Here is a 19420-nt window from a genome sequence, read left to right as displayed (position 1 = left end):
CATGGCGGGCCGGTGGCCCGCCTCCGTCAAGAGTTTGAAGGAGCGCGACCTTGAGTAGCGAAATCATCAAAGTGCCCGATATCGGTGGTGACACCGATGTGGAAATCATCGAAGTCGCGGTGTCCGAAGGTGACGTGATCGAGCCGGAAGACACCCTGATTACCCTGGAATCCGACAAGGCCAGCATGGACGTGCCGGCGCCCAAGGGCGGCAAGGTCCTCAAGGTTCTGGTCAAGGAAGGCGACACCGTCTCGGAAGGCGATGACATCGTCGAGATCGAGGCCGAAGGTGGTGGCGACGCCGACGAGGATGCTGACGCCGACGCCGATCCGGCTGAAGAGTCGCAGGCCGATTCCGGCGGCGACGAGCAGGAAGCGCCCAAGTCCGACGACAAGCCGGCACCGAAGAAGAAGAGCGGCGGTGGCAGCAAGACCGTCGAGATCAAGGTGCCGGACCTGGGTGGCTCCAGCGACGTCGAGATCATCGAGGTGGCGGTGTCCGAAGGCGACGAGGTCGGCGAGGAAGACACCCTGATCACCCTGGAGTCCGACAAGGCCTCCATGGACGTGCCGAGCCCCCACGCCGGCAAGCTGGTCAGCCTGACCGTCAAGGAAGGGGATACCGTCTCCGAAGGTGACGTCATCGGCTCCATGGAAGTCGCCGGTGAAGGCGATGATGGCGATGACGACTCTGCCGATGAGTCTGGCGACGATGGTGCAGCCGAGTCCGATGATAGTCAGGACGAACCGGAAGAGCAGGAAGAGGACGATTCCGACGACGAGGCCGCCGAAGGTGGTCGTCAGGAGGTTCGTGTTCCCGACCTGTCCGGTTCCAGCGACGTGCCGATCATCGAGATGGCCGTCAGCGAAGGTGACGAGGTGGACGTCGAGGACGCCCTGATCACCCTGGAGTCCGACAAGGCCTCCATGGACGTGCCGAGTCCGTTCAAGGGCAAGGTGGTGGAGCTGTCGGTGAAGGAAGGCGACAGTGTCTCCGAGGGTGACCTGATCGGCTACATCGAGGTCGCCGGCGCGGCGCCCAAGAAGAAGGCGCCGAAGAAGGACGCTCCCAAGAAGGACGCCCCGAAAAAGGATGCCCCGAAGAAGGACGCGCCCAAGCAGCAGGCGGCCTCCGGTCAGGGCTCTGCGGTGGCCGACAAGCCGCGTGATGCCAAGAGCGTCCACGCCGGCCCCGCGGTGCGCATGCTGGCCCGCGAACTGGGTGTCGACCTGGCCCTGGTGAAGCCCTCCGGTCCCAAGGACCGAGTGCTCAAGGAAGACGTGCAGAACTACGTCAAGCAGGCCATGGCCAACCAGGGCAAGGGCAAGAGCGACGCTGCTGCGGCACCTGCTGCCGGGGGCTCTGGCATTCCGCCGATCCCGGATCAGGACTTCAGCCAGTTCGGCGAGATCGAAGAGAAGCAGATGGGCCGCCTGATGAAGATGGGCGCCAACAATCTGCATCGCAGCTGGGTCAATATTCCCCACGTCACGCAGTTCGACGAGGCGGACATCACCGAGCTCGAGGCGTTCCGCAAGTCGATGAAGGCCGAGGCGGAAGCCCAGGGCGCCAAGCTGACTCCGCTGCCGTTCCTGATCAAGGCGTGCGCCTATGCCTTGAACAAGTACCCGCAGTTCAACGTCAGCCTCAAGGCCGACGGCGAGACCGTGGTGCAGAAGAAGTACGTGCACATCGGTATCGCCGTGGATACGCCCGATGGCCTGATGGTGCCGGTGATCCGTGATGCCGACAAGAAGTCGCTGATCGACCTGGCCAAGGAGTCGGTGGAGCTGGCCAAGAAGGCTCAGTCGAAGAAGCTCAAGCGTGACGAGATGACCGGTGGTTGCTTCACCATCTCGAGCCTGGGCTCCATCGGCGGGACCGCCTTCACGCCCATCGTGAACCCGCCGGAGGTGGCGATCCTCGGGGTCTCCAAGGCGTCGATGAAGCCGGTGTGGAATGGCGCGGACTTCCAGCCGCGACTGATGATGCCGCTGTCGCTGTCCTATGACCACCGTGCCGTCAACGGCGCCGATGCCGCGCGCTTCACCGCGTTGCTGGGACAGTTGTTGACCGACGTGCGTCGCCTTCTGCTGTAATTCAGGCTGAATGCGAGAACAGAACGGCGCCGCAAGGCGCCGTTTCTCGTCCTGCCGTCAGCTCTGACAGCGTGCCATGTGGATGTGCCAGGCCGGGCGAATCGTGACGCTTTGATGACTCCTGACCAAAGTGCAATCTAGATGCCAGCAGCTTGATGTTAAACGCTTTTTCTGCAGGTTTTCGGTGAGTTGCGAGTAACCTCAGGTTGTGTCGCCAAGACGGCACGGGTATTGTTCGCTTAACCCATTCTTCACCCCGACTTTTCGCTTTCTCGAAGGAGTTCCAACGATGCGTTTGATCCTCTTGGGTGCCCCGGGTGCCGGCAAGGGCACCCAGGCCCAATTCATCTGTGAGCGCTACGATATCCCGCAGATTTCCACTGGTGACATGCTGCGTGCAGCGGTCAAGGAAGGCAGTGAACTGGGCCTCAAGGTGAAGGAAATCATGACCACCGGTGGCCTGGTCTCCGATGACATTATCATCGCCCTGGTCAAGGAACGCATCGCCCAGCCTGACTGCGCCAACGGTTTCCTGTTTGACGGCTTCCCGCGCACCATTCCCCAGGCCGATGCCATGAAGGAAGGTGGCGTCAAGATCGATCACGTGCTCGAGATCGCCGTGGCCGACGAGGAAATCGTCAATCGTCTGGCGGGTCGTCGGGTCCACCCGGCGTCCGGCCGCGTCTACCACGTCGACCACAATCCGCCCAAGGAAGACGGCAAGGATGATGTGACCGGCGAGGCGCTGGTTCAGCGTGATGATGATCGCGAGAATACCGTTCGCAATCGTCTGTCGGTCTACCACGAGCAGACCGAGCCGCTGGTGGGCTACTACCAGCAATGGGCCCAGCAGGCGCCTGAGGATGCCCCGCGCTATCATCGCGTGGAAGGCGTGGGGAGTGTCGATGACATCACCCGTCAGGTGCGCGAGGCCCTCGAAGGCTGATCTACCGCACCACGCTTGCTGCATTCGACTCACGGCTCGCCCCAAGGCGGGCCGTGAGTCGTTTATAATGTGCGGGATTCACTACCAGGATGAGCCTGACATGACCTTGATTGTGGCCCTCGATGCCTCCTCGAGCGCCTGCTCCGCGGCCCTGCTGCGTCGCCAGGAGGGTAGCCCGGACGAGGTGATAGCGCGTTTTGCGCAGACCCCGCGAGAGCATACCCGTCGTCTGTTGCCGATGGTCGACGAAGTGCTGGCCGAGGCCGGGGTGGCGGCCAGCGAACTGGACGCCGTGGCCTACGGGCGCGGACCAGGCTCCTTCACAGGCTTGCGGATTGCCGCGGGTGTGGCCCAGGGGCTGGCCTATGGACTGGACCGGCCACTGGTCGGTGTATCGACGCTGGAGGCACTGGCGCTGGGCGGCCACCTGCGCCATCGCTATCGCTACATGGTCACCGCGCTGGACGCCCGCATGGGCGAAATCTACGTCGGTGCCTGGCGGGTCGAGGATGGGCGGCCGTTGGCACTGATGGACGAAGCGGTGCTGCCGCCCGAACGGCTGGTGTTGCCCCGCGAGCATGAAGACCATGATTGGGTGGGACTGGGGTCTGGCTGGGCGCTGTGGGATCAGATGCCCGCCGAGATCCAGGCCAGCCTCAATCTGACCGTGACCGATGTTGACCCTGCCGCCGAGGACATGGTGCGCCTGGCCGTCGAGGTCTTTGCCGCAGGCGATGCCCAGCGTCCCCATGACGCCCAGCCCGTCTATCTGCGCGATCAGGTGGCCTGGAAGAAGACCGAGCGAAAGGCGCGTTCGTGAGTGTTCGCCTGAGCCCTGACCTGGCGCTGCCTTTCGTGTTGGACACCGATCCCGAGGCAGCGCTGGCGCTGGAACGGGATGACCAGGGTCGGCTGGTGCTGGTCGGTGACGAGGCCCGCTATGGCAAGCCGCTGTGGGTGGACTTCGTCGGTGGGCGAGCCGGCCACCGACGGCGTTTCGGCGGCGGGCGCGGTCAGCTGGTGGCTCGGGCCTGTGGTCTGGCCAAGGGCGTCACCCCGAGCATCATCGATGCCACCGCGGGTCTAGGCCGTGACGCCTTCGTGCTGGCGAGCCTAGGCGCCGAGGTGCTGCTGATCGAGCGGGTAGCCGCGATTGCGGCCCTGCTGGATGACGGACTCCGGCGTGCCCGGGAGGATAGCGACACTCAGGAAGCGGCGGTGCACATGCACCTTGCCCATGGCGACAGCAGTCGTGAGCTTGGCGCCATCGTGGCAGCGGCCGGGGTAGCCCCGGAGGTGATCCACCTGGACCCGATGTTCCCCCACCGCGACAAGTCGGCCCTGGTCAAGAAGGAGATGCGGCTGTTTCGCGAGTTGGCGGGGGACGATGACGATGCACCGCGGCTATTGGAAGCCGCGCTGGACGTCGCCAGCCACCGCGTGGTGGTCAAGCGTCCGCGCAAGGCGCCTGCCATAGCAGGCCCCGAGCCGAGGCATCGACTCGAGGAGAAGACCAGCCGCTACGACATCTATGTGCACCGCTCGCTCAAGGCTGAGCGCTGACCTCCGAGGGAGCCTCGACGGCCTCCTCGCGGTGACGGCTGATCAACGCCAGTCGCCGTCGCAGCGAGGCGTCGAGCAGGCGTGAGGCCCGCTGGGCCGCGCGCTTGAGGCACTCGTCGAAGTGCAGCCGGTCCTGCTCGAGCCACACCCAGCCTTCCTGTTCCAGGGTATCGATCAGGGTCTCGAACAGCTTGGGGTCGAAGAACTCCGGTGCCTCGCGACCGCTGAGGAGTCCAAGTCGCTCCGACAGCGCACGCGAGCGCTCCTTCAGGGTGGCCCGGTCCAGTGCCCCCGATCCGGATCGCAGCAGCACCTCGATCAGCAGGGCGTTGCGCTCCAGCGATGGCTGGATCATGCGGCCGATCAGCTCGAGGCGTTCTCGGCCTTCGAGGCTTTCCACCGGCGTAAAGCCTTCGCCATGGCGCTCCAGCAGCCCCAGGTCCACCTGGACGGCAAGAATGGCCGCGAGGCGTTCTTTCATGTCCGCGCTTTCATCGACACAGAACTCCCGGGCCAGCGGTGGCCAAAGCGGCGTCAACAGGTCGCAGAGTTCGTGGAGGCTGCGTTGGTGGCGGCTGCGAAAGGCGAAGGCGACCAGCGCCGGCAGGGCGAACAGGTGCAGCACGTTGTTGCGATACCAGGCCAGCAGCGCCGCCTGCTCGGGCGTGGCGCTGACGATGTCGCCAAGGCTATGGGCGTGGCGCTCGACCATGTCCAGGTCCACCGCCCTGGCGATGCAGGCTTCCGGAGACTCGTCGGGCAGACTGGGTCTTTCGCCGCAGGCGGGGCTGTCGGCCAGGCGACAGAGCAGGGCGAGCTGGTCTGTCAGGGTGGCGTACTCCAGGGCGCGGTGCGGGGACGAGAGTAGCGCGAGGCCTGTCAGGTTGATGGCATTCAGCGCCGCCACCCGATTGATGCGCCGGGTCAGGGATCTGCCAAGCGTGGTGACCGTCGGCGCCAGCCAGTCGGGGCGCGGCGATTCGTCGTCTCGCCAGCCGGGGGCGTGGCTATCGAGAAAGCCCCCGATGGGCAGTGGCTCGCCGATATTGACCGATACCCGGCCGTAGGGCTCGCGCAGACGTCCGAGCACCCGCAGCAGGTCCAGCGGGGACTCCTTGCGCTTCTTGCCACCGCCCAGTTCGCGCTGGTAGCTGGAGTTCTCGAGAATGCGCTCGTAGCCGATATAGACCGGGACAAAGACCATCGGCCGCTCGTCGACCCGCTGGCAGCGCAGGAAGGACCTTAGTGTCATCGCCAGCATGCCGGGACGAGGCGTGAGCATGCGACCGCTGCGGGAACGACCGCCTTCGATGAAGTACTCCATCGGATAGCCCCGGGCCAGCAGGCGGTGCAGATATTCGTTGAACACCGCGCCGTAGAGGCGGTTGTCGCGAAAGCTGCGTCGCAGGAAGAAGGCGCCACCACGTCTCAGCAAAGGGCCGATCAACGGCATGTCAAGGTTGCGTCCTGCGGCGATGTGGGGTGGCATCAAGCCTTCGCGGTAGAGCACGTAGGACAGCAGCAGGTAGTCGATATGGCTGCGGTGGCAGGGCACGTAGATCAGGGTGTGGTCCTCGGCCAGGGCCTTGACCTCGTCCAGACCATTGACGTCGACGCCGTCGTAGAGCCGGTTCCACAGGCGCTTCAAGGCGCCGGCCAGAAAGCGCAGCACCGGATAGGTCATGTTGGCCGCGATCTCGTGGCCATAGCGTCTGGCGCGTCGCTTGAGTCGTTTGCGTGAGCTGGCCTTCTCTGCCAGTTGGTCGATCTCCCGACGCACCTCGTCGCTTGCCACCACTCCCTGGATCATCGTGCTGCGGTGCGACAGGTCCGGCCCCAGCACCCGCGTACGCACCCGGCGAAAGTGTACCCGCAACAGCCTTGCCGCCTTGCGGTTGGTGCGTGGGGCGTCACCGTCATGCAGTTCTTCGAGGTGCAGCGGGGCGCCGAACTGGATCTCCACGTCGCGGCCGTTGACCAGCACCGACAGCGCTCTCCGCAGTCGTCCGGTCAGGCGCCAGCTGTCCGCCGCCAGCAGATGCCAGAGACCGAAGTCCTTGCCCGGGGCTCGCCCCCAGAACACACTGACGGGCACCAGCTGTATCCGGGTGTCGCTGGTGATCACCTCGGTGAAGGGCGCGACACCGGTGGCTTGGCCCGGCCACAGCCGAAACCGGCGTGCCGGCAGCGCCACGCAGCGCGGCAGGTTGCTGTCGGGCAGCGCCAACCGGCCACGCGCCGGGGGCAGGCCATGACGTTGGCAGTAGCTGTCCAGCAGCAGGGCGTCGCTCAGCGAGGGGCGCGGTAGCACATAGAGCGTCGGCAGCTGCGGATCCAGTGCCAGTTTATCCGGCGTCGGTTCCGCCAGCCGAACCTCGGTCCACAGTTCGATGAGTCGGCGCAGCGGTGCGCGAAGCATGCCAGGCATAGCAATTCCGTTGTTCGGGGCAGTAGGCGAGGACCGTCTGCGGGCCATCCATGTCGTGCCGTCAGTATAACGATCGGGTAGGGTGGCGCCATGATCTGCTTGATATCCGGTTGATATGACACCGCCAGGGAGACGTGCAGCATGACCACCGCGTGGCGACAGCATAATCGCGTCGATCTATTGCCGGAGGCCGATCGCTTCCTGCCGGCGCTGTTCGAGGCGGTGGCCGAGGCCCGTCAAAGCGTACTGATCGAACTTTACCTGATGGAGTCCGGCGAACTGGCCGACCGCGTCATCGAGGCGCTGGTGGCCGCATCGCAGCGCGGCGTCGCCGTCTATCTACTGTTGGACGGTTTCGGCGCCATGGGGCTTTCAGGCCAGGATAGAGAACGCCTGGTCGCATCCGGCGTGTGGTTGCGGGACTTCAACCCGCTGGGCTGGCACTCGCTGGGACGCAACGTCAGTCGTGATCATCGCAAGCTGGTGGTGGTGGACCAGCGCCTGGCCTTTACCGGGGGCTTTGGCGCCGTCGATGAGTTCCTGGCGGCCTGGTTCGAGGTGGCCGTGCGTGTCGAGGGCCCGGTGGTGGACGACTGGGTGGCGCTGTTTGCCCAGGTGTGGAACTCGCCGTTGACCAGAGGCGCCCCGCAGGCGCCGGCGCTGCCTTCGTCGAGTGGCGAGAGGCGCCATGACCCTGGAGTCAGGGCACGGGTGATCTGGGGGCGGGGTTACCGCTTTCAGGCCATTCGCCACTCACTGCAGGAGCGAATCGCCCGCGCCGAACGGCGCCTGTGGCTGTGTACGCCCTACTTTGTGCCCACCCTGGGGCTGAGGCTCAGGCTGCAGCGCGCGGCGCGCAAGGGCCGTGACGTGCGCCTGCTGCTGCCAGGACGGGACCACGACCATCCCGGTATCCGCTACGCCGGGCAGCGCTTCTACTCTCGGTTGCTGCGGGCAGGGGTGCGCATCTACGAGTTCCAGCCAAGCTTCATCCACGCCAAGTTCGTGGTCGCCGATGACTGGGTCAGCCTGGGATCCTGCAATTTCGACCACTGGAGCCTGCAGTGGAACCTCGAGGCCAATCAGGAGGTCGAGGACGCCGTCCTGGCCGACGAGGTCGCGGCGCTGTTCGAGCGCAATTTCGCGGCGAGTCGGGAGATCACCCGGGAAAGCTGGGCGCGCCGCTCCTGGTGGGCCAGGATCAGGACCTGGCTGTACGGCACCCTTGATGGTTGGCTGACCCGCTTGCGCTGAGGCGCCGGCTATCGCTTGCTCCGGTGCTGGCCAGCGCCTGGCCTGTGACGCGCTATCGCTTGGCCTGTTATTCGCTAGCGCTTGCCCTGTTATTCGCTATCGCTTGCCTTTGGGGCCTTTGGCCTGGGGTCTGCCCTGGCCGCCCTTGCTCTTGTTGTCTTGGCTCTTGTTGCCAGGGCCCTTGTGGCCTGCCTTGCCACCCCTGCCGCCGGCTGGCGCCTTGCCACGGGGTTTGGGCTTGGGGGTGTCCGGCGGTACCCGGAAGTGCAGGTAGAGATCCAGCACCAGTTCCGGCAATTGACCGACCAGGCGCTCGAGTCGCTCGCCTTCCCCGGCCAGATCGGCCATGTCGGGCTCGTCGGCGAACAGTCCCGACAGCGCCATGAAGGGCAACAGCAGTGTGGCCACGGTTTCTTCATCGCCCTCGAACCAGGCGGCCTCGTCGAGGAAGACGCCTTCCATGAAGCCGGCACACCAGTCGCCGATGGGCGTCTCTTCCGCCGCCATGCCGTCCAGCGTCAGCTCGAAGGGCAGCTCGGGAAGACCGCCGCCTTCCAGCACGCCGATAGCGTTGGTCCTGAGCTGCTCGAGCAGGCCCAGGATGATCTCCCTTTCCTGGTCGCTTTCGAACTCGGGGGTGCCGTGGAACAGCTCCGCGACCCAGGCGGCAGCCTCGACATCCCGTGGCGCCACCGCCAGCGCGACCAGGAAGCCGTGGGCGCCGATCAGGTCCAGCGCATCGGGACCGGCGCGCTCCTCGAGAAAGTCATCGAGCAGGTCCAGAGCGTCGTCTTCGAGCAAGGGGAGGGGGAGCGGCGTTTCGGCGTCGGACATGGGGCGCTCACTTGGCGAGGGGATGACTGGACGGTGGTCTTTACCGTCCCCGTTCGAGGCGGCATTCTAGCACTCCTTTACCTACTCTGACTGCGTCATGACCTCGACCCGGCCATCAATTCGCCCGCGCGCTCGCGGTGACTCTCCCACCCCGGTGTTGCCCGACGTCGACGACGCCTGGCTTCAGTCACTCGACGTCGCCGCCCTGCGCCAGGCGCTGATGGCAAGAGTCGTGGAGGCGGTGGCGCTGTGTCGTGACTATCATCCTGGGCTGCCGGAGCCGAAGGTGTGGTGCGATCTGCGCGGCAAGGGCGCAGGGCAGGCCCACTTCGGTCGCGGCGGACTGCGCTTCAATGGCCAGCTGCTGGAAGAGAACCGCCACGCCTTCTTCACCGAGGTGGTGCCCCACGAGGTGGCCCACTGGCTGGTCTGGCACCTGGAAGATGGGCCTACCTTTCGCCCCCATGGCAGGGAGTGGCAGACCGTCATGCTCAGGCTGTTCGGCTTGGCCCCCCGGGTCACCCATCGCTTCGATACCGCCCGCTCGAGCCCTGTCCCGTATCGCTATCGCTGCGCCTGTCGCGAGCACGGATTCTCGGCACGGCGTCACGCCAACGCCCAGGCCGGTCAGGAGTATCGCTGCCGGCACTGTCGCGGCCGACTGTGCCTGGTTGGGAAGAAGTGCTGAAATTTGCGCTTAACCTCTTGTTATAAAATAAAAAAATAGTCATACCAATGTCTAAGGGGAAACCCTGGCCTGGCGACGTTATGCTGGCTGTCAGGTTATTCGCGCCGGTCGGTCTCTCTTATTCAGGCGGCTGGCTCTTCACTTCGATGGGTATCCAAGGACAGAGCACCATGAGCGATCATCAGCACGTCTATCCGGTTTCCGATGCGTTTGCCAAGACCGCCTGGGCCGACAAGGCCACCTACGACAAGCTCTACCGGCAGTCGGTGGAAGATCCCGAGGGCTTCTGGAAGGAGCAGGCCGCACGCCTTGACTGGATCAAGCCGCCGCAGACCATCAAGTCGGTATCCTTCGCCAGCGACAATGTCGATATCCGCTGGTTCGAGGATGGCACCCTCAACGTGGCGGCCAACTGCCTGGATCGACACCTCGACAAGCGTGGCGACAAGCCGGCGATCATCTGGGAAGGGGACGATCCGAACGAATCTTCGGTGATCACCTACCGCGAGCTGTACGAGCGTACCTGCCAGCTGGCCAACGCCCTGAAGTCCATGGGGATCGGTAAGGGTGACACCGTGACCCTGTACATGCCGATGATCCCGGAAGCCGCCATGGCCATGCTGGCCTGCGCCCGTATCGGTGCGGTGCACTCGGTGGTGTTCGGCGGCTTTTCTCCCGACGCCCTGGCACAGCGGGTCAAGGACGCTGCCTCACGGGTCATCATCACCGCCGACCAGTCCGTACGCGGTGGCAAGCAGGTACCGCTGAAGGACAACGTCGACGCCGCCCTGACCCGTGATGGCACCGACGTGGCCGAGAAGGTGCTGGTGGTCAAGCGTACCGGCGGTGACATCGAATGGCACGAGGGACGTGACGTCTGGTACCACGACGCAGTGGCCGACCAGGACACCGACTGCCCCGCCGAAGAGATGGGCGCCGAGGATCCGCTGTTCATCCTGTATACCTCCGGCTCCACCGGCACCCCCAAGGGGCTCAAGCACACCACCGGTGGCTACCTGACCTACGCCAGCCTCACCCACCAGTACGTGTTCGACTATCACGAGGACGAGGTCTACTGGTGCACCGCGGACGTGGGCTGGGTCACCGGCCACAGCTACATCGTCTATGGGCCCCTGGCCAACGGTGCGGTGACCCTGATGTTCGAGGGGGTGCCGAGCTATCCGACCCACGGGCGGATGGGTGAGATCGTCGACAAGCACAAGGTCAGTATCCTCTACACCGCCCCCACCGCAGTGCGCGCCCTGATGGCCCACGGCGACAAGGTGATGGACTCCAGCTCTCGGGATAGCCTGCGCCTGCTTGGCTCGGTGGGCGAGCCGATCAACCCCGAGGCCTGGGAGTGGTTCTACCGGGTGATCGGCAACAGCAAATGCCCGATCGTCGATACCTGGTGGCAGACCGAGACCGGCGGCATCATGATCACCCCGTTGCCCGGTGCCATCGACCAGAAGCCGGGCTCCGCGACCCTGCCGTTCTTCGGTGTGCAGCCGGCGCTGGTGGACAACGAAGGCAAGCGCCTCGAGGGCGCCACCGACGGCAACCTGGTCATCCTCGATTCCTGGCCGGGACAGGCGCGCTCCATCTGGAACAATCACGAGCGCTTCATCCAGACCTACTTCTCCACCTACGAGGGGACTTACTTCACCGGTGACGGCTGTCGCCGTGACGAGGACGGCTACTACTGGATCACCGGCCGGGTGGACGACGTCCTCAACGTGTCCGGTCACCGCATGGGCACCGCCGAGATCGAGTCCTCGCTGGTGGCACACTCAGCGGTGGCCGAGGCCGCCGTGGTGGGCTTCCCCCATGACATCAAGGGGCAGGGTATCTATATCTACGTGACCCTCAACGACGAGGCCGAACCCACCGACGAGCTCAAGAAGGAACTGACCCAGTGGGTGCGCAAGGACATCGGCCCGATCGCCTCGCCGGATCATATCCAGTGGGCACCGGGACTGCCCAAGACCCGCTCGGGCAAGATCATGCGCCGGATTCTGCGCAAGATTGCCGCCAATGAGTGCGATGGCCTCGGTGACACCAGTACCCTGGCCGATCCCTCGGTGGTCGAGGATCTGATCGAGCACCGCGCCGCCAAGTAAGGCTCATGGCGTAACAGCAGGTCCTGCGGGCCGGCTGCCGGAAACTTCCGGCGCCGGCCCGTTTTTGCATAGTGATGGAGGCCGCAGAGTCGGCACCACGGGTAGCCGTTGAGGATGCTTGCGTCAGGGCGCTTGGGAAAGCCGGCAACCATGGGGTAACATGCTGTGCAAACAAGCGTCTTGCGTTGCGGCGTCCAGGCCTGACACGCTGCATCGGAATCCGGAGGAGAGTCCATGGCCTTTGCCCAGAAATTCATCGTAGCCGATGATCATCCGCTGTTCCGTGCCGCCCTGACGCAGGCGCTTCGCCAGCTCGCGCCCCAGGCCGAAATCATCGAGGCCGACACCATGGAGGCCACCTCGGACGTGGTCATTCGCCACCCCGACGCGGACCTGATCCTGCTCGATCTGCACATGCCTGGAGCCCACGGCTTCTCCGGGCTGATCCAGCTGCGTGGTCAGACCCCGGATGTGCCGGTGGCGGTGGTATCCGGCAGCGATGAAGTGCACGTCGTGCGCCGCGCCATCGACTACGGTGCCTCGGGGTTCATTCCCAAGTCCTCGTCGCTGGCGTTGATCGCCGAGGCGGTGGGCGAGATCCTCGACGGCGAAGTGTGGCTGCCGGAAGAGATGGCCGACGCCCTGGGTGAGGCCAACGAGGAAGAGGCGCGCTTTGCCGAGGCCATCGCCTCGCTGACGCCTCAGCAGTTCCGCGTACTCAACATGTTGACCGAAGGCCTGCTCAACAAGCAGATCGCCTACGAGCTGAACGTCTCCGAGGCCACCATCAAGGCCCACGTGACCGCCATCCTCAGAAAGCTGGGCGTGCACTCGCGCACCCAGGCGGTGATCGCTGCCCAGAAGCTCGAGGTCGAGCCACCCAAGGTCGAATCCTGACGCGGTTGCTTGCGCATCGACGACACCCCGCCCAGGCGGGGTGTCGTGGTTCTGGGGCTTGCGACACCACCGCGCCAGCGGGGGCCCAGTCCTATGCTGGCGCCGGCCCTGGTGGCAGCCAGCCGGTGTTCATTCGACGTCGTCCGGCAGCACCAGCCGGTCATGGCGTCCCATCAAAAAATCCTGGTTCATTGCCAGCGCCTCGCGCAGGAAGTCCCACAGCAGACGCACCCGGGCAAGCTGGCGCTGCTCCTGCCGGGCGGTGATCCAGAACTGACGCACCACCGATACTTCGTCCTCCAGCAGCGGCATCAGCCCTTCTCGTCCCGCCGTCATGAAGCACGGCAGAATGCCCAGGCCTGCGCCGCTCTCGGTGGCCATCATCTGGGTCGTCACGCTGGTGCTGCGAAGCGCAAAGTGGGTCTGCTGCGCCTGTTGCACCTGCGGCGACAGTAACGGATCCAGGTAGTTGAGCTGCTCGCTGAACAACAGGTCGTCCACGTAGCCGATCAGCGGATGTGTGCCCAGCTGGGCAAGCTGCGGCGGCGCCCCGTGGCGCTCGACGTAGTGCCTCGCCGCGTAGAGCTTGAGCCGGTAGTCGCACAGTCGCGAGGTGACCAGGCCGGGGTTGCCCGGTCGTTCGATGGTGATCGCCAGGTCTGCCTCATGGCGGCTGAGATTGACCACGCGAGGCAGCGCCAGCAGGTCCAGGGTGAGGCCGGGATGACGCCGGCAGAAGGCGCTGAGCAGCGGGGCCACCACCCAGGTCCCGAAGCCTTCGGTCACGCCAAGTCGGATCTGGCCCTCCAGACGCAGGTTCTGATCGGTCAGACTGTCGGCGGCCTCGTCGGCGTGTCGGGCCATCTGTTCCGCGTGGCTCTTCAGACGTTCGCCGGCGGGAGTCAGGCGGTAGCCATGGGTGCTGCGTTCGAACAACTGGGTGTTGAGTCGCTGTTCGAAGCGGCGGGTTCGCCGCGACAGGGTCGAGTGGTCAACGCCCAGCCGTCGGGCGGCGTCGGACAGGCGGGCATGCCTGGCCACCTCGAGAAAGACCTGCAGGTCCTGCCAGTCAAGCAAATATCACCTCCGCTGAGCGACGACGTCGTGGACTTCGATGTGTTTGTGGTTGTGCGTCAGTGCACAAGCAATGTGCCTGGCTGGCCGTTGTTTGGCCATCCTACCTGTGTCTAGACTGGTCAGCATGGATAGCCGTGCCGTGGTGCACACCGCCACAGCGATCAAGGCGGCTGCAGGCATGGCAGTACGCCCAGTCCATCTCATACGACGCCACGCTCATGCACAACGACAACAGCCGGAGCACGCCCATGTCAGTCCGCGAAATTCCCATGATCATCGATGGCCAGGCCGTCCTCTCGCAGTCCAGCGAATGGCGCGATGTGATCAATCCGGCGACCCAGCAAGTGGTCGCGCGGGTGCCGTTCTGTACCCTGGAGGAGGTCGACCGGGCCGTTGCCAGCGCCCATCAGGCCTTTGCCACCTGGCGCAAGGTGCCGCTGGCCAAGCGCATGCGCATCATGCTCAAGCTGCAGGCGCTGATTCGCGAGCATACCCCGGAGCTTGCCGCCCTGATCACCGAAGAGCACGGCAAGACCCTGCCCGACGCCGAAGGTGAAGTCGGTCGTGGTCTCGAGGTGGTCGAACACGCCTGCTCGATCACCTCGCTGCAACTGGGGGAGCTTGCCGAGAACGCCGCCAACGAGGTGGACGTCTACACCCTCAACCAGCCGCTGGGGGTAGGTGCCGGCATCACCGCCTTCAACTTCCCCATCATGTTGCCCTGCTTCATGTTCCCGCTGGCCATTGCCACCGGCAACACCTTCGTGCTGAAGCCCTCCGAACAGGACCCGAGCTCCACCCTGCGCCTGGTGGAACTGGCGCTCGAGGCCGGTGTCCCCGCCGGTGTGCTCAACGTGGTGCATGGCGGCCCTGATGTCGCCAATCACCTGTGCGAGCACCCGGATATCAAGGCCATGTCGTTTATCGGGTCCACCCATGTCGGCACCCAGCTTTATCGCCGTGCCAGCGAGTCCGGCAAGCGCGCTCAAGCCATGATGGGCGCCAAGAACCACTGTGTCGTGATGCCTGACGCCAACCGCTCTCAGGCCATCAACAACCTGCTGGGGTCGGCCTTCGGTGCCGCCGGCCAGCGCTGCATGGCCAACTCGGTGGTGGTGCTGGTCGGCCAGGCCCGGGAGTGGCTCGATGATATCGTCGAGGGGGCTCGCAACATGAAGGTGGGGCCTGGCACCGACCGCGAGGCGGATCTCGGGCCTCTGGTGTCACCGGCGGCCAAGGATCGTGTCGAAGGCTTGATCGCCAAGGGCGAACAGGAAGGCGCCCGGCTGCTGGTCGACGGACGTGGCTGCCAGGTCGAGGGCTACCCCGACGGCAACTTCGTCGGCCCGACCCTGTTCGCCGGTGTGACGGCGGACATGAGCATCTATCGTGAAGAGGTGTTTGGTCCGGTGCTGTGCGTGGTCGAGGTGGACACGCTGGACGAGGCCATTGCCTTCGTCAACGCCAACCCCAACGGCAATGGTACTTCCATCTTCACCAATTCTGGCTGGGTGGCGCGTCGCTTCGAGAGCGATATCGATGTCGGTCAGGTGGGCATCAATGTGCCGATCCCGGTGCCGGTGGCCTACTTCAGCTTTACCGGCTCGCGCGCCTCCAAGCTGGGCGACCTTGGCCCCAATGGCAAGCAGGCCATCAGCTTCTGGACCCAGACCAAGACGGTGACCGCGCGTTGGTTCGAGCCGGAAAACGTCTCGAGCGGCATCAACAGCACGATTTCGCTGAGCTGATCCAGGGCTGAGCAAAAGTGGCAGCGGGGCGCAACGTCCTGTCTGCCTGGAGTTCTCGGGCCTGACCCGGCTGCAGGCTGCGATGCCCCCATCAAGGGGGCATCGTCGTTTTCGGCAGCGGCGACCCGGCATTCGATCAAAGTACCAGAGCGCAATATTGACCTTTACGTTAACGTCAATGAGTTGCCTGCCCCTTCTTCCATGTCCGCGTCAGCCCGGAGCCCCCATGAGCCCTTCAATCAGTCCATCACTCAGCCGCTTTCCCGTCCCCGAATCACTGAACGATCTGCCCGATGATATCCGTGACAGCATCCTGGCGGTTCAGGAGAAGGCGGGATTCGTGCCGAATGTCTTCTTGATGCTGGCCCACCGACCGGCGGAGTTTCGCGCCTTCTTCGCCTATCATGATGCGCTGATGGAGCGTGAGTCCGATAGCCTGACCAAGGCCGAGAAGGAGATGATCGTGGTCGCCACCAGCGCCCGCAACCACTGCCTCTACTGCGTGGTGGCCCATGGTGCGCTGGTCAGGATCTACAGCAAGGATCCTCTGCTCGCCGATCAGGTGGCGGTCAACCATCGCAGTGCAGGCTTGAGCGAGCGACATCGCGTCATGCTGGACTTCGCGCTGCACTGCGCAATCGATCTGGGCGAGCTGACCGATGAGTGGGAGCAACGTCTGCAGGCGGTCGGGTTCAGCCGCGACGATATCTGGGATATCGGTGCGATCTGCGCCTTCTTTGGGCTGTCCAACCGCCTGGTGACCTTGACCGGGACGCCACCCAACCCGGAATTCTACTTGATGGGCAGGGTGCCCAGAGACGCCTGAACTCAGCCCATCAGCTTCGACAGTGGTTGCTCTGCCAGATCGGCAAGCCAGTGGGTGAGGGCGGAGCGCTGGGCCGCATGAAGGACCAGGCCCACGGTGTCATCGCTGTCGGCGGGGGAGTCATCGTGGGGCAGGCTGACGGCGAAGTCGCCTTCTTCGAGGTGGAACTCGTGAATCTCGCGCAGGCCTACCGGGGTCTCGCAGCGAATCGAGCGGTAGCTGTCGTCTTCGCCATAGATGAGGCGATGGCAGACCTTGTAGCGTGTGTAGAGCGAGAGTCCGCCGGGGAAGGCCGGCCACTTCGCCGGGTGAAGGCGAATATCGCTATCCAGCCCCATGGCATTGGCCTCGGCGCTGGACAACGCCTCTTCCAGGGCCGGGGCGAGCAGTGGGCGTGACTGGGTGTGTGGTGCGGCGTTGATGAGGTCCTGGGGGCGGTGGATGTCGGCGTCCCGGAAGTTCAGGGTGTGCTGTTCGCAGTCGCCGTTTTCCCAGCCATCGAGGAGTCGTAACGTCAGTCGGCCCTGGCGCATCGGCGCGAAGACCAGCAGATTGAGGGCCAGCAGCAGATGCAGGCGTCGCTCGCTGGTCTGGTTGTCGAAGGCGGTATAGGGCGAACTGAATAGCCGATGCAGGCGACCGGGCGCGTGTTCCTTGGCTTCATGGTAGGACATGGGGCATTTTCCTCGAGACCGTACGACAACCAGCACATGCCACCATCAGGACCTGGTTGAAGCAGGGGCGTCTGCCGAGCTTCCCGCATGCCCTGATCGAGGCTTTTTATTTTAGATCCAACTTTATTAGCAGAAATTTAAATTTTTATCGAGACAATGCTGAGCCAGGCGAGTGGAAGTCAGTGATCGTCACTCTGGGCGGCCGTTGAGCTGGTTGTCTTTTCTGCTGCCTGGGCGGGGGCTGGCAACGTCCTGGCTGAGGTCTTCGAGGCGGCCTCTGCGGCACTACGCTTTCTGGCTTCCTTGTTGCGATACATCATGGCGTCGGCGGCGCGCAGCAGTTCTTCCTCGCGCAGGTAGTCTCGATCCCCGGTCTCGGCGACGCCCAGGCTGATCGAGAAATTCGGGTACTTGCTCTGGAAGCCCAGTTCAATCTTGCTGCCGATGGTCTTGGCGCTCTTGGCGTCACAGTCTGGCAGGATGCAGCAGAATTCATCGCCTCCGAGGCGGCAGCAGATGTCGCTGCTGCGGACCGTTTCACGCATGATCTGGCCGAAGGTGACGAGGATTTCATCACCCTTGTGGTGGCCGTGGGTATCGTTGATCTGCTTGAAGTCATCGATATCGCAGTAGATCAGGCTGACCAGCGAGTGACGTCGCTCGGCCATGCGGATCTCTCTGTTCAGGGCCTCGCTCATGCCTCGCTTGTTGAACAGCCCGGTAAGGGCGTCCTTTTCTGCGTAGGTGGCCAGCTCCTTGGTTTTCTCCTCCAGGTTGCGGGCGTAGAGCTCCATCCGGCGCTTGGCGCTGTGGACCTCGTTGAGCAGGGTATCGATATAGGTATCGAAGACCAGGGTGATATCGAAGTACATCAGCTTGTCGAGGTTATTCTTCGCCGACTTGGTCGCCTGATCGTCCTCGAGGTTCTCGTCGATGACGCGAAACAGGATTTCCTTGAGCGTGCGCATGGCGGCCAGAAAAAGCTTGGGCTCGACGCCGATACGCTTGTGCACCAGACCGATGCGCAGCCGACTGTTGACGTATTCCGCGTCGTAGTAGCCGGTGAAGATGTCGAGGACGTACTGGCGCTGGGCCGAGCGCAGTCGCTGCAGGGTCTCGGAGTCGCCGATCAGCAGGCTGATCTCGTCGATCTCGGTCTGCCGCTCGTAGAACTCTTCGACGATGATCTCGATATGCTCGTTGATGATGGGCTTGAGCGCTGCCAGATCCGCCAGATCGGCTTCGTCGAGGTTCAGGAATTCCTTGCGACGCTGGATCTCGACCTCGCTGATGTGCATCTGTTCCAGCAGGGACTTGTCGATTGGCCTCATGGCAACTCTCACTGGATGGGTGTGACGCGCCACGGAACGACATCGAGCCGTGGGGCCACACCATGTCTTGAAGGCTACCTTCAAGATATATCGTGGATTGGATACTTGTGCATCGCATTTTCGCGGTTTTACACGCAATTGACACACGCCTATTCCACGCGGTGCGCGATCAAGTACACCATCCTAGGTATGCTGTGGATCTAGTGCTGGAGAGGGGGAAAGTTGGCGCCTGGGCCTAAGTCTATTGAATGACCGAACGCAACAGCTCACCAACGTTGCCACTCTGGGATGGCAATGCCAGCAGGGCAGGGTCGGGCGACGTCGCCGTCAGGCTGGCCACCTGGAACTTGTCGCCAAAACGCAGAAGTCCGAGCCCCTGTTGCTCGAGCCTTGCCGCCACCGGGTCCGGTTGCCCCGACAGAATGCTCTGATAGCGGTCGACGACCCGTAAAAGCTCGATGACCTCCGGTCGCTGGCTGAGTACCAGTTCATCCTCTCGGCGATCGCCCTCCTGGGTAATCCAGTCAAGACGATAGACCTCGCCCTCGATGCCGGCGACGCTTTCCCGCGTGCCGACAGGCTCCAGCGACAGCACCTGCTGGGCCTGGTAACTGCCGAGATCGGACAGGTCCTGGCCACCGAGTTGCCCGGCGATGGATTGAACATCGCGGATGCCCAGCACCACCGTCTGACCACCGAAGTTGGTGACCACGTGGCCCTTGCCGTCTCTCAACAGCAGATAGCCCTTGGCCGCGTGGCGGGGAAAGTCCAGGCGCAGTTGATCACCGATCCAGCGTGCGGTGACGGCGCTCTCGGGGTCGCCACTGCCATCGACCAGGGTGGCCTGGCCATCGGCCAGGGCGCTTGCAGACACACATAGCAGACAAGCCGCTAGCAGACGGCGCATCGATGATTCCTCATGGCATGAAGATCAA

Annotated in this window: 16 protein-coding genes; 10 read left to right on the top strand and 6 right to left on the bottom strand. The window is 64.1% G+C overall.

The features are described from left to right. Window positions 1–50 precede the first annotated feature (50 nt). The 4 genes from aceF (at window position 51) to NFI08_RS00865 (ending at window position 4608) form a co-directional block, all read left to right on the top strand. Window positions 51–2099 (top strand): pyruvate dehydrogenase complex dihydrolipoyllysine-residue acetyltransferase, encoded by a 2049-nt coding sequence (gene aceF, locus NFI08_RS00880; protein ID WP_349586498.1) that lies wholly within the window; start codon window positions 51–53, stop codon window positions 2097–2099. A gap of 289 nt (window positions 2100–2388) precedes the next feature. Continuing rightward, complete coding sequence (gene adk / locus NFI08_RS00875; RefSeq protein ID WP_045992828.1) at window positions 2389–3045, top strand: adenylate kinase; 657 nt, start codon at window positions 2389–2391, stop codon at window positions 3043–3045. Window positions 3046–3145: 100 nt separating this feature from the next. Continuing rightward, window positions 3146–3865 (top strand): tRNA (adenosine(37)-N6)-threonylcarbamoyltransferase complex dimerization subunit type 1 TsaB, encoded by a 720-nt coding sequence (tsaB, locus tag NFI08_RS00870; RefSeq protein WP_045992827.1) that lies wholly within the window; start codon window positions 3146–3148, stop codon window positions 3863–3865. Between the two features lie 26 nt (window positions 3866–3891). Next, complete coding sequence (locus tag NFI08_RS00865) at window positions 3892–4608, top strand: class I SAM-dependent methyltransferase (protein ID WP_502881048.1); 717 nt, start codon at window positions 3892–3894, stop codon at window positions 4606–4608. Here the strand turns inward: NFI08_RS00865 and plsB are convergent. Beyond that, window positions 4592–7036 (bottom strand): glycerol-3-phosphate 1-O-acyltransferase PlsB, encoded by a 2445-nt coding sequence (gene plsB / locus NFI08_RS00860; RefSeq protein ID WP_349586493.1) that lies wholly within the window; start codon window positions 7034–7036, stop codon window positions 4592–4594. The two genes, NFI08_RS00865 and plsB, sit on opposite strands and share 17 nt — an antisense overlap. A gap of 141 nt (window positions 7037–7177) precedes the next feature. On the opposite strand from plsB, the gene NFI08_RS00855 reads away from it, so the two are divergent. Further along, window positions 7178–8290: a phospholipase D-like domain-containing protein gene (locus NFI08_RS00855; protein WP_222570069.1), complete on the top strand. Its 1113-nt coding sequence runs from the start codon at window positions 7178–7180 to the stop codon at window positions 8288–8290. Between the two features lie 96 nt (window positions 8291–8386). Here NFI08_RS00855 and NFI08_RS00850 read toward each other — a convergent pair whose 3' ends face one another. Beyond that, on the bottom strand, window positions 8387–9124 hold the full coding sequence (locus NFI08_RS00850) for a YecA/YgfB family protein (RefSeq protein WP_349586490.1): 738 nt from the start codon (window positions 9122–9124) through the stop codon (window positions 8387–8389). Window positions 9125–9221: 97 nt separating this feature from the next. Here NFI08_RS00850 and NFI08_RS00845 point away from each other — a divergent pair, with 97 nt between their 5' ends. The 3 genes from NFI08_RS00845 to NFI08_RS00835 all read left to right on the top strand — a co-directional run bounded on the left by NFI08_RS00845 (window position 9222) and on the right by NFI08_RS00835 (window position 12829). After that, the gene (locus tag NFI08_RS00845; protein ID WP_045992825.1) at window positions 9222–9812 is read left to right on the top strand and encodes a SprT family zinc-dependent metalloprotease; all 591 of its coding nucleotides are present in this window, start codon (window positions 9222–9224) and stop codon (window positions 9810–9812) included. Window positions 9813–9982: 170 nt separating this feature from the next. Next, window positions 9983–11932, top strand: coding sequence for an acetate--CoA ligase (gene acs / locus NFI08_RS00840; RefSeq protein WP_222516005.1), 1950 nt, complete (start codon window positions 9983–9985; stop codon window positions 11930–11932). A 234-nt stretch (window positions 11933–12166) separates the two neighbouring features. Then, window positions 12167–12829, top strand: a complete 663-nt coding sequence (locus tag NFI08_RS00835; protein ID WP_045992823.1) for a LuxR C-terminal-related transcriptional regulator — start codon at window positions 12167–12169, stop codon at window positions 12827–12829. A 129-nt stretch (window positions 12830–12958) separates the two neighbouring features. Here the strand turns inward: NFI08_RS00835 and NFI08_RS00830 are convergent, their stop codons facing one another. Then, entirely contained in the window at window positions 12959–13906 is a 948-nt protein-coding gene (locus tag NFI08_RS00830; protein ID WP_349586485.1) for a LysR family transcriptional regulator, read from the bottom strand. Between the two features lie 248 nt (window positions 13907–14154). Here NFI08_RS00830 and NFI08_RS00825 point away from each other — a divergent pair, with 248 nt between their 5' ends. Further along, window positions 14155–15654, top strand: a complete 1500-nt coding sequence (locus NFI08_RS00825; protein ID WP_349586482.1) for a CoA-acylating methylmalonate-semialdehyde dehydrogenase — start codon at window positions 14155–14157, stop codon at window positions 15652–15654. 226 nt (window positions 15655–15880) lie between these two features. Beyond that, window positions 15881–16480: a peroxidase-related enzyme gene (locus NFI08_RS00820; RefSeq protein ID WP_502881001.1), complete on the top strand. Its 600-nt coding sequence runs from the start codon at window positions 15881–15883 to the stop codon at window positions 16478–16480. A gap of 2 nt (window positions 16481–16482) precedes the next feature. Here the strand turns inward: NFI08_RS00820 and NFI08_RS00815 are convergent, their stop codons facing one another. From NFI08_RS00815 to NFI08_RS00805, 3 genes are all read right to left on the bottom strand, one after another. Then, the gene (locus tag NFI08_RS00815; RefSeq protein WP_348814778.1) at window positions 16483–17154 is read right to left on the bottom strand and encodes a hypothetical protein; all 672 of its coding nucleotides are present in this window, start codon (window positions 17152–17154) and stop codon (window positions 16483–16485) included. Window positions 17155–17333: 179 nt separating this feature from the next. Next, window positions 17334–18485 (bottom strand): diguanylate cyclase, encoded by a 1152-nt coding sequence (locus NFI08_RS00810; protein ID WP_349586478.1) that lies wholly within the window; start codon window positions 18483–18485, stop codon window positions 17334–17336. Window positions 18486–18726: 241 nt separating this feature from the next. Then, window positions 18727–19392, bottom strand: a complete 666-nt coding sequence (locus NFI08_RS00805; protein WP_045992818.1) for a hypothetical protein — start codon at window positions 19390–19392, stop codon at window positions 18727–18729. Window positions 19393–19420: the final 28 nt, after the last annotated feature.

It is taken from the genome of Halomonas sp. EF61, assembly GCF_040147045.1.
Classification (GTDB): domain Bacteria; phylum Pseudomonadota; class Gammaproteobacteria; order Pseudomonadales; family Halomonadaceae; genus Halomonas; species Halomonas litopenaei.
The sequence above is the reverse complement of the archived record's forward strand: the minus strand, read 5'-3'. Positions and strand labels throughout refer to the sequence as shown.

Bases quoted from the DNA above. Each gene is read 5' to 3' on its own strand.
- adk (WP_045992828.1), top strand. From the start codon at position 2,389: ATGCGTTTGATCCTCTTGGGTGCCCCGGGTGCCGGCAAGGGCACCCAG.
- tsaB (WP_045992827.1), top strand. From the start codon at position 3,146: ATGACCTTGATTGTGGCCCTCGATGCCTCCTCGAGCGCCTGCTCCGCG.
- plsB (WP_349586493.1), bottom strand. From the start codon at position 7,036: ATGCCTGGCATGCTTCGCGCACCGCTGCGCCGACTCATCGAACTGTGG.
- NFI08_RS00855 (WP_222570069.1), top strand. From the start codon at position 7,178: ATGACCACCGCGTGGCGACAGCATAATCGCGTCGATCTATTGCCGGAG.
- NFI08_RS00850 (WP_349586490.1), bottom strand. From the start codon at position 9,124: ATGTCCGACGCCGAAACGCCGCTCCCCCTCCCCTTGCTCGAAGACGAC.
- NFI08_RS00845 (WP_045992825.1), top strand. From the start codon at position 9,222: ATGACCTCGACCCGGCCATCAATTCGCCCGCGCGCTCGCGGTGACTCT.
- acs (WP_222516005.1), top strand. From the start codon at position 9,983: ATGAGCGATCATCAGCACGTCTATCCGGTTTCCGATGCGTTTGCCAAG.
- NFI08_RS00835 (WP_045992823.1), top strand. From the start codon at position 12,167: ATGGCCTTTGCCCAGAAATTCATCGTAGCCGATGATCATCCGCTGTTC.
- NFI08_RS00825 (WP_349586482.1), top strand. From the start codon at position 14,155: ATGTCAGTCCGCGAAATTCCCATGATCATCGATGGCCAGGCCGTCCTC.
- NFI08_RS00820 (WP_502881001.1), top strand. From the start codon at position 15,881: ATGAGCCCTTCAATCAGTCCATCACTCAGCCGCTTTCCCGTCCCCGAA.
- NFI08_RS00815 (WP_348814778.1), bottom strand. From the start codon at position 17,154: ATGTCCTACCATGAAGCCAAGGAACACGCGCCCGGTCGCCTGCATCGG.
- NFI08_RS00810 (WP_349586478.1), bottom strand. From the start codon at position 18,485: ATGAGGCCAATCGACAAGTCCCTGCTGGAACAGATGCACATCAGCGAG.
- NFI08_RS00805 (WP_045992818.1), bottom strand. From the start codon at position 19,392: ATGCGCCGTCTGCTAGCGGCTTGTCTGCTATGTGTGTCTGCAAGCGCC.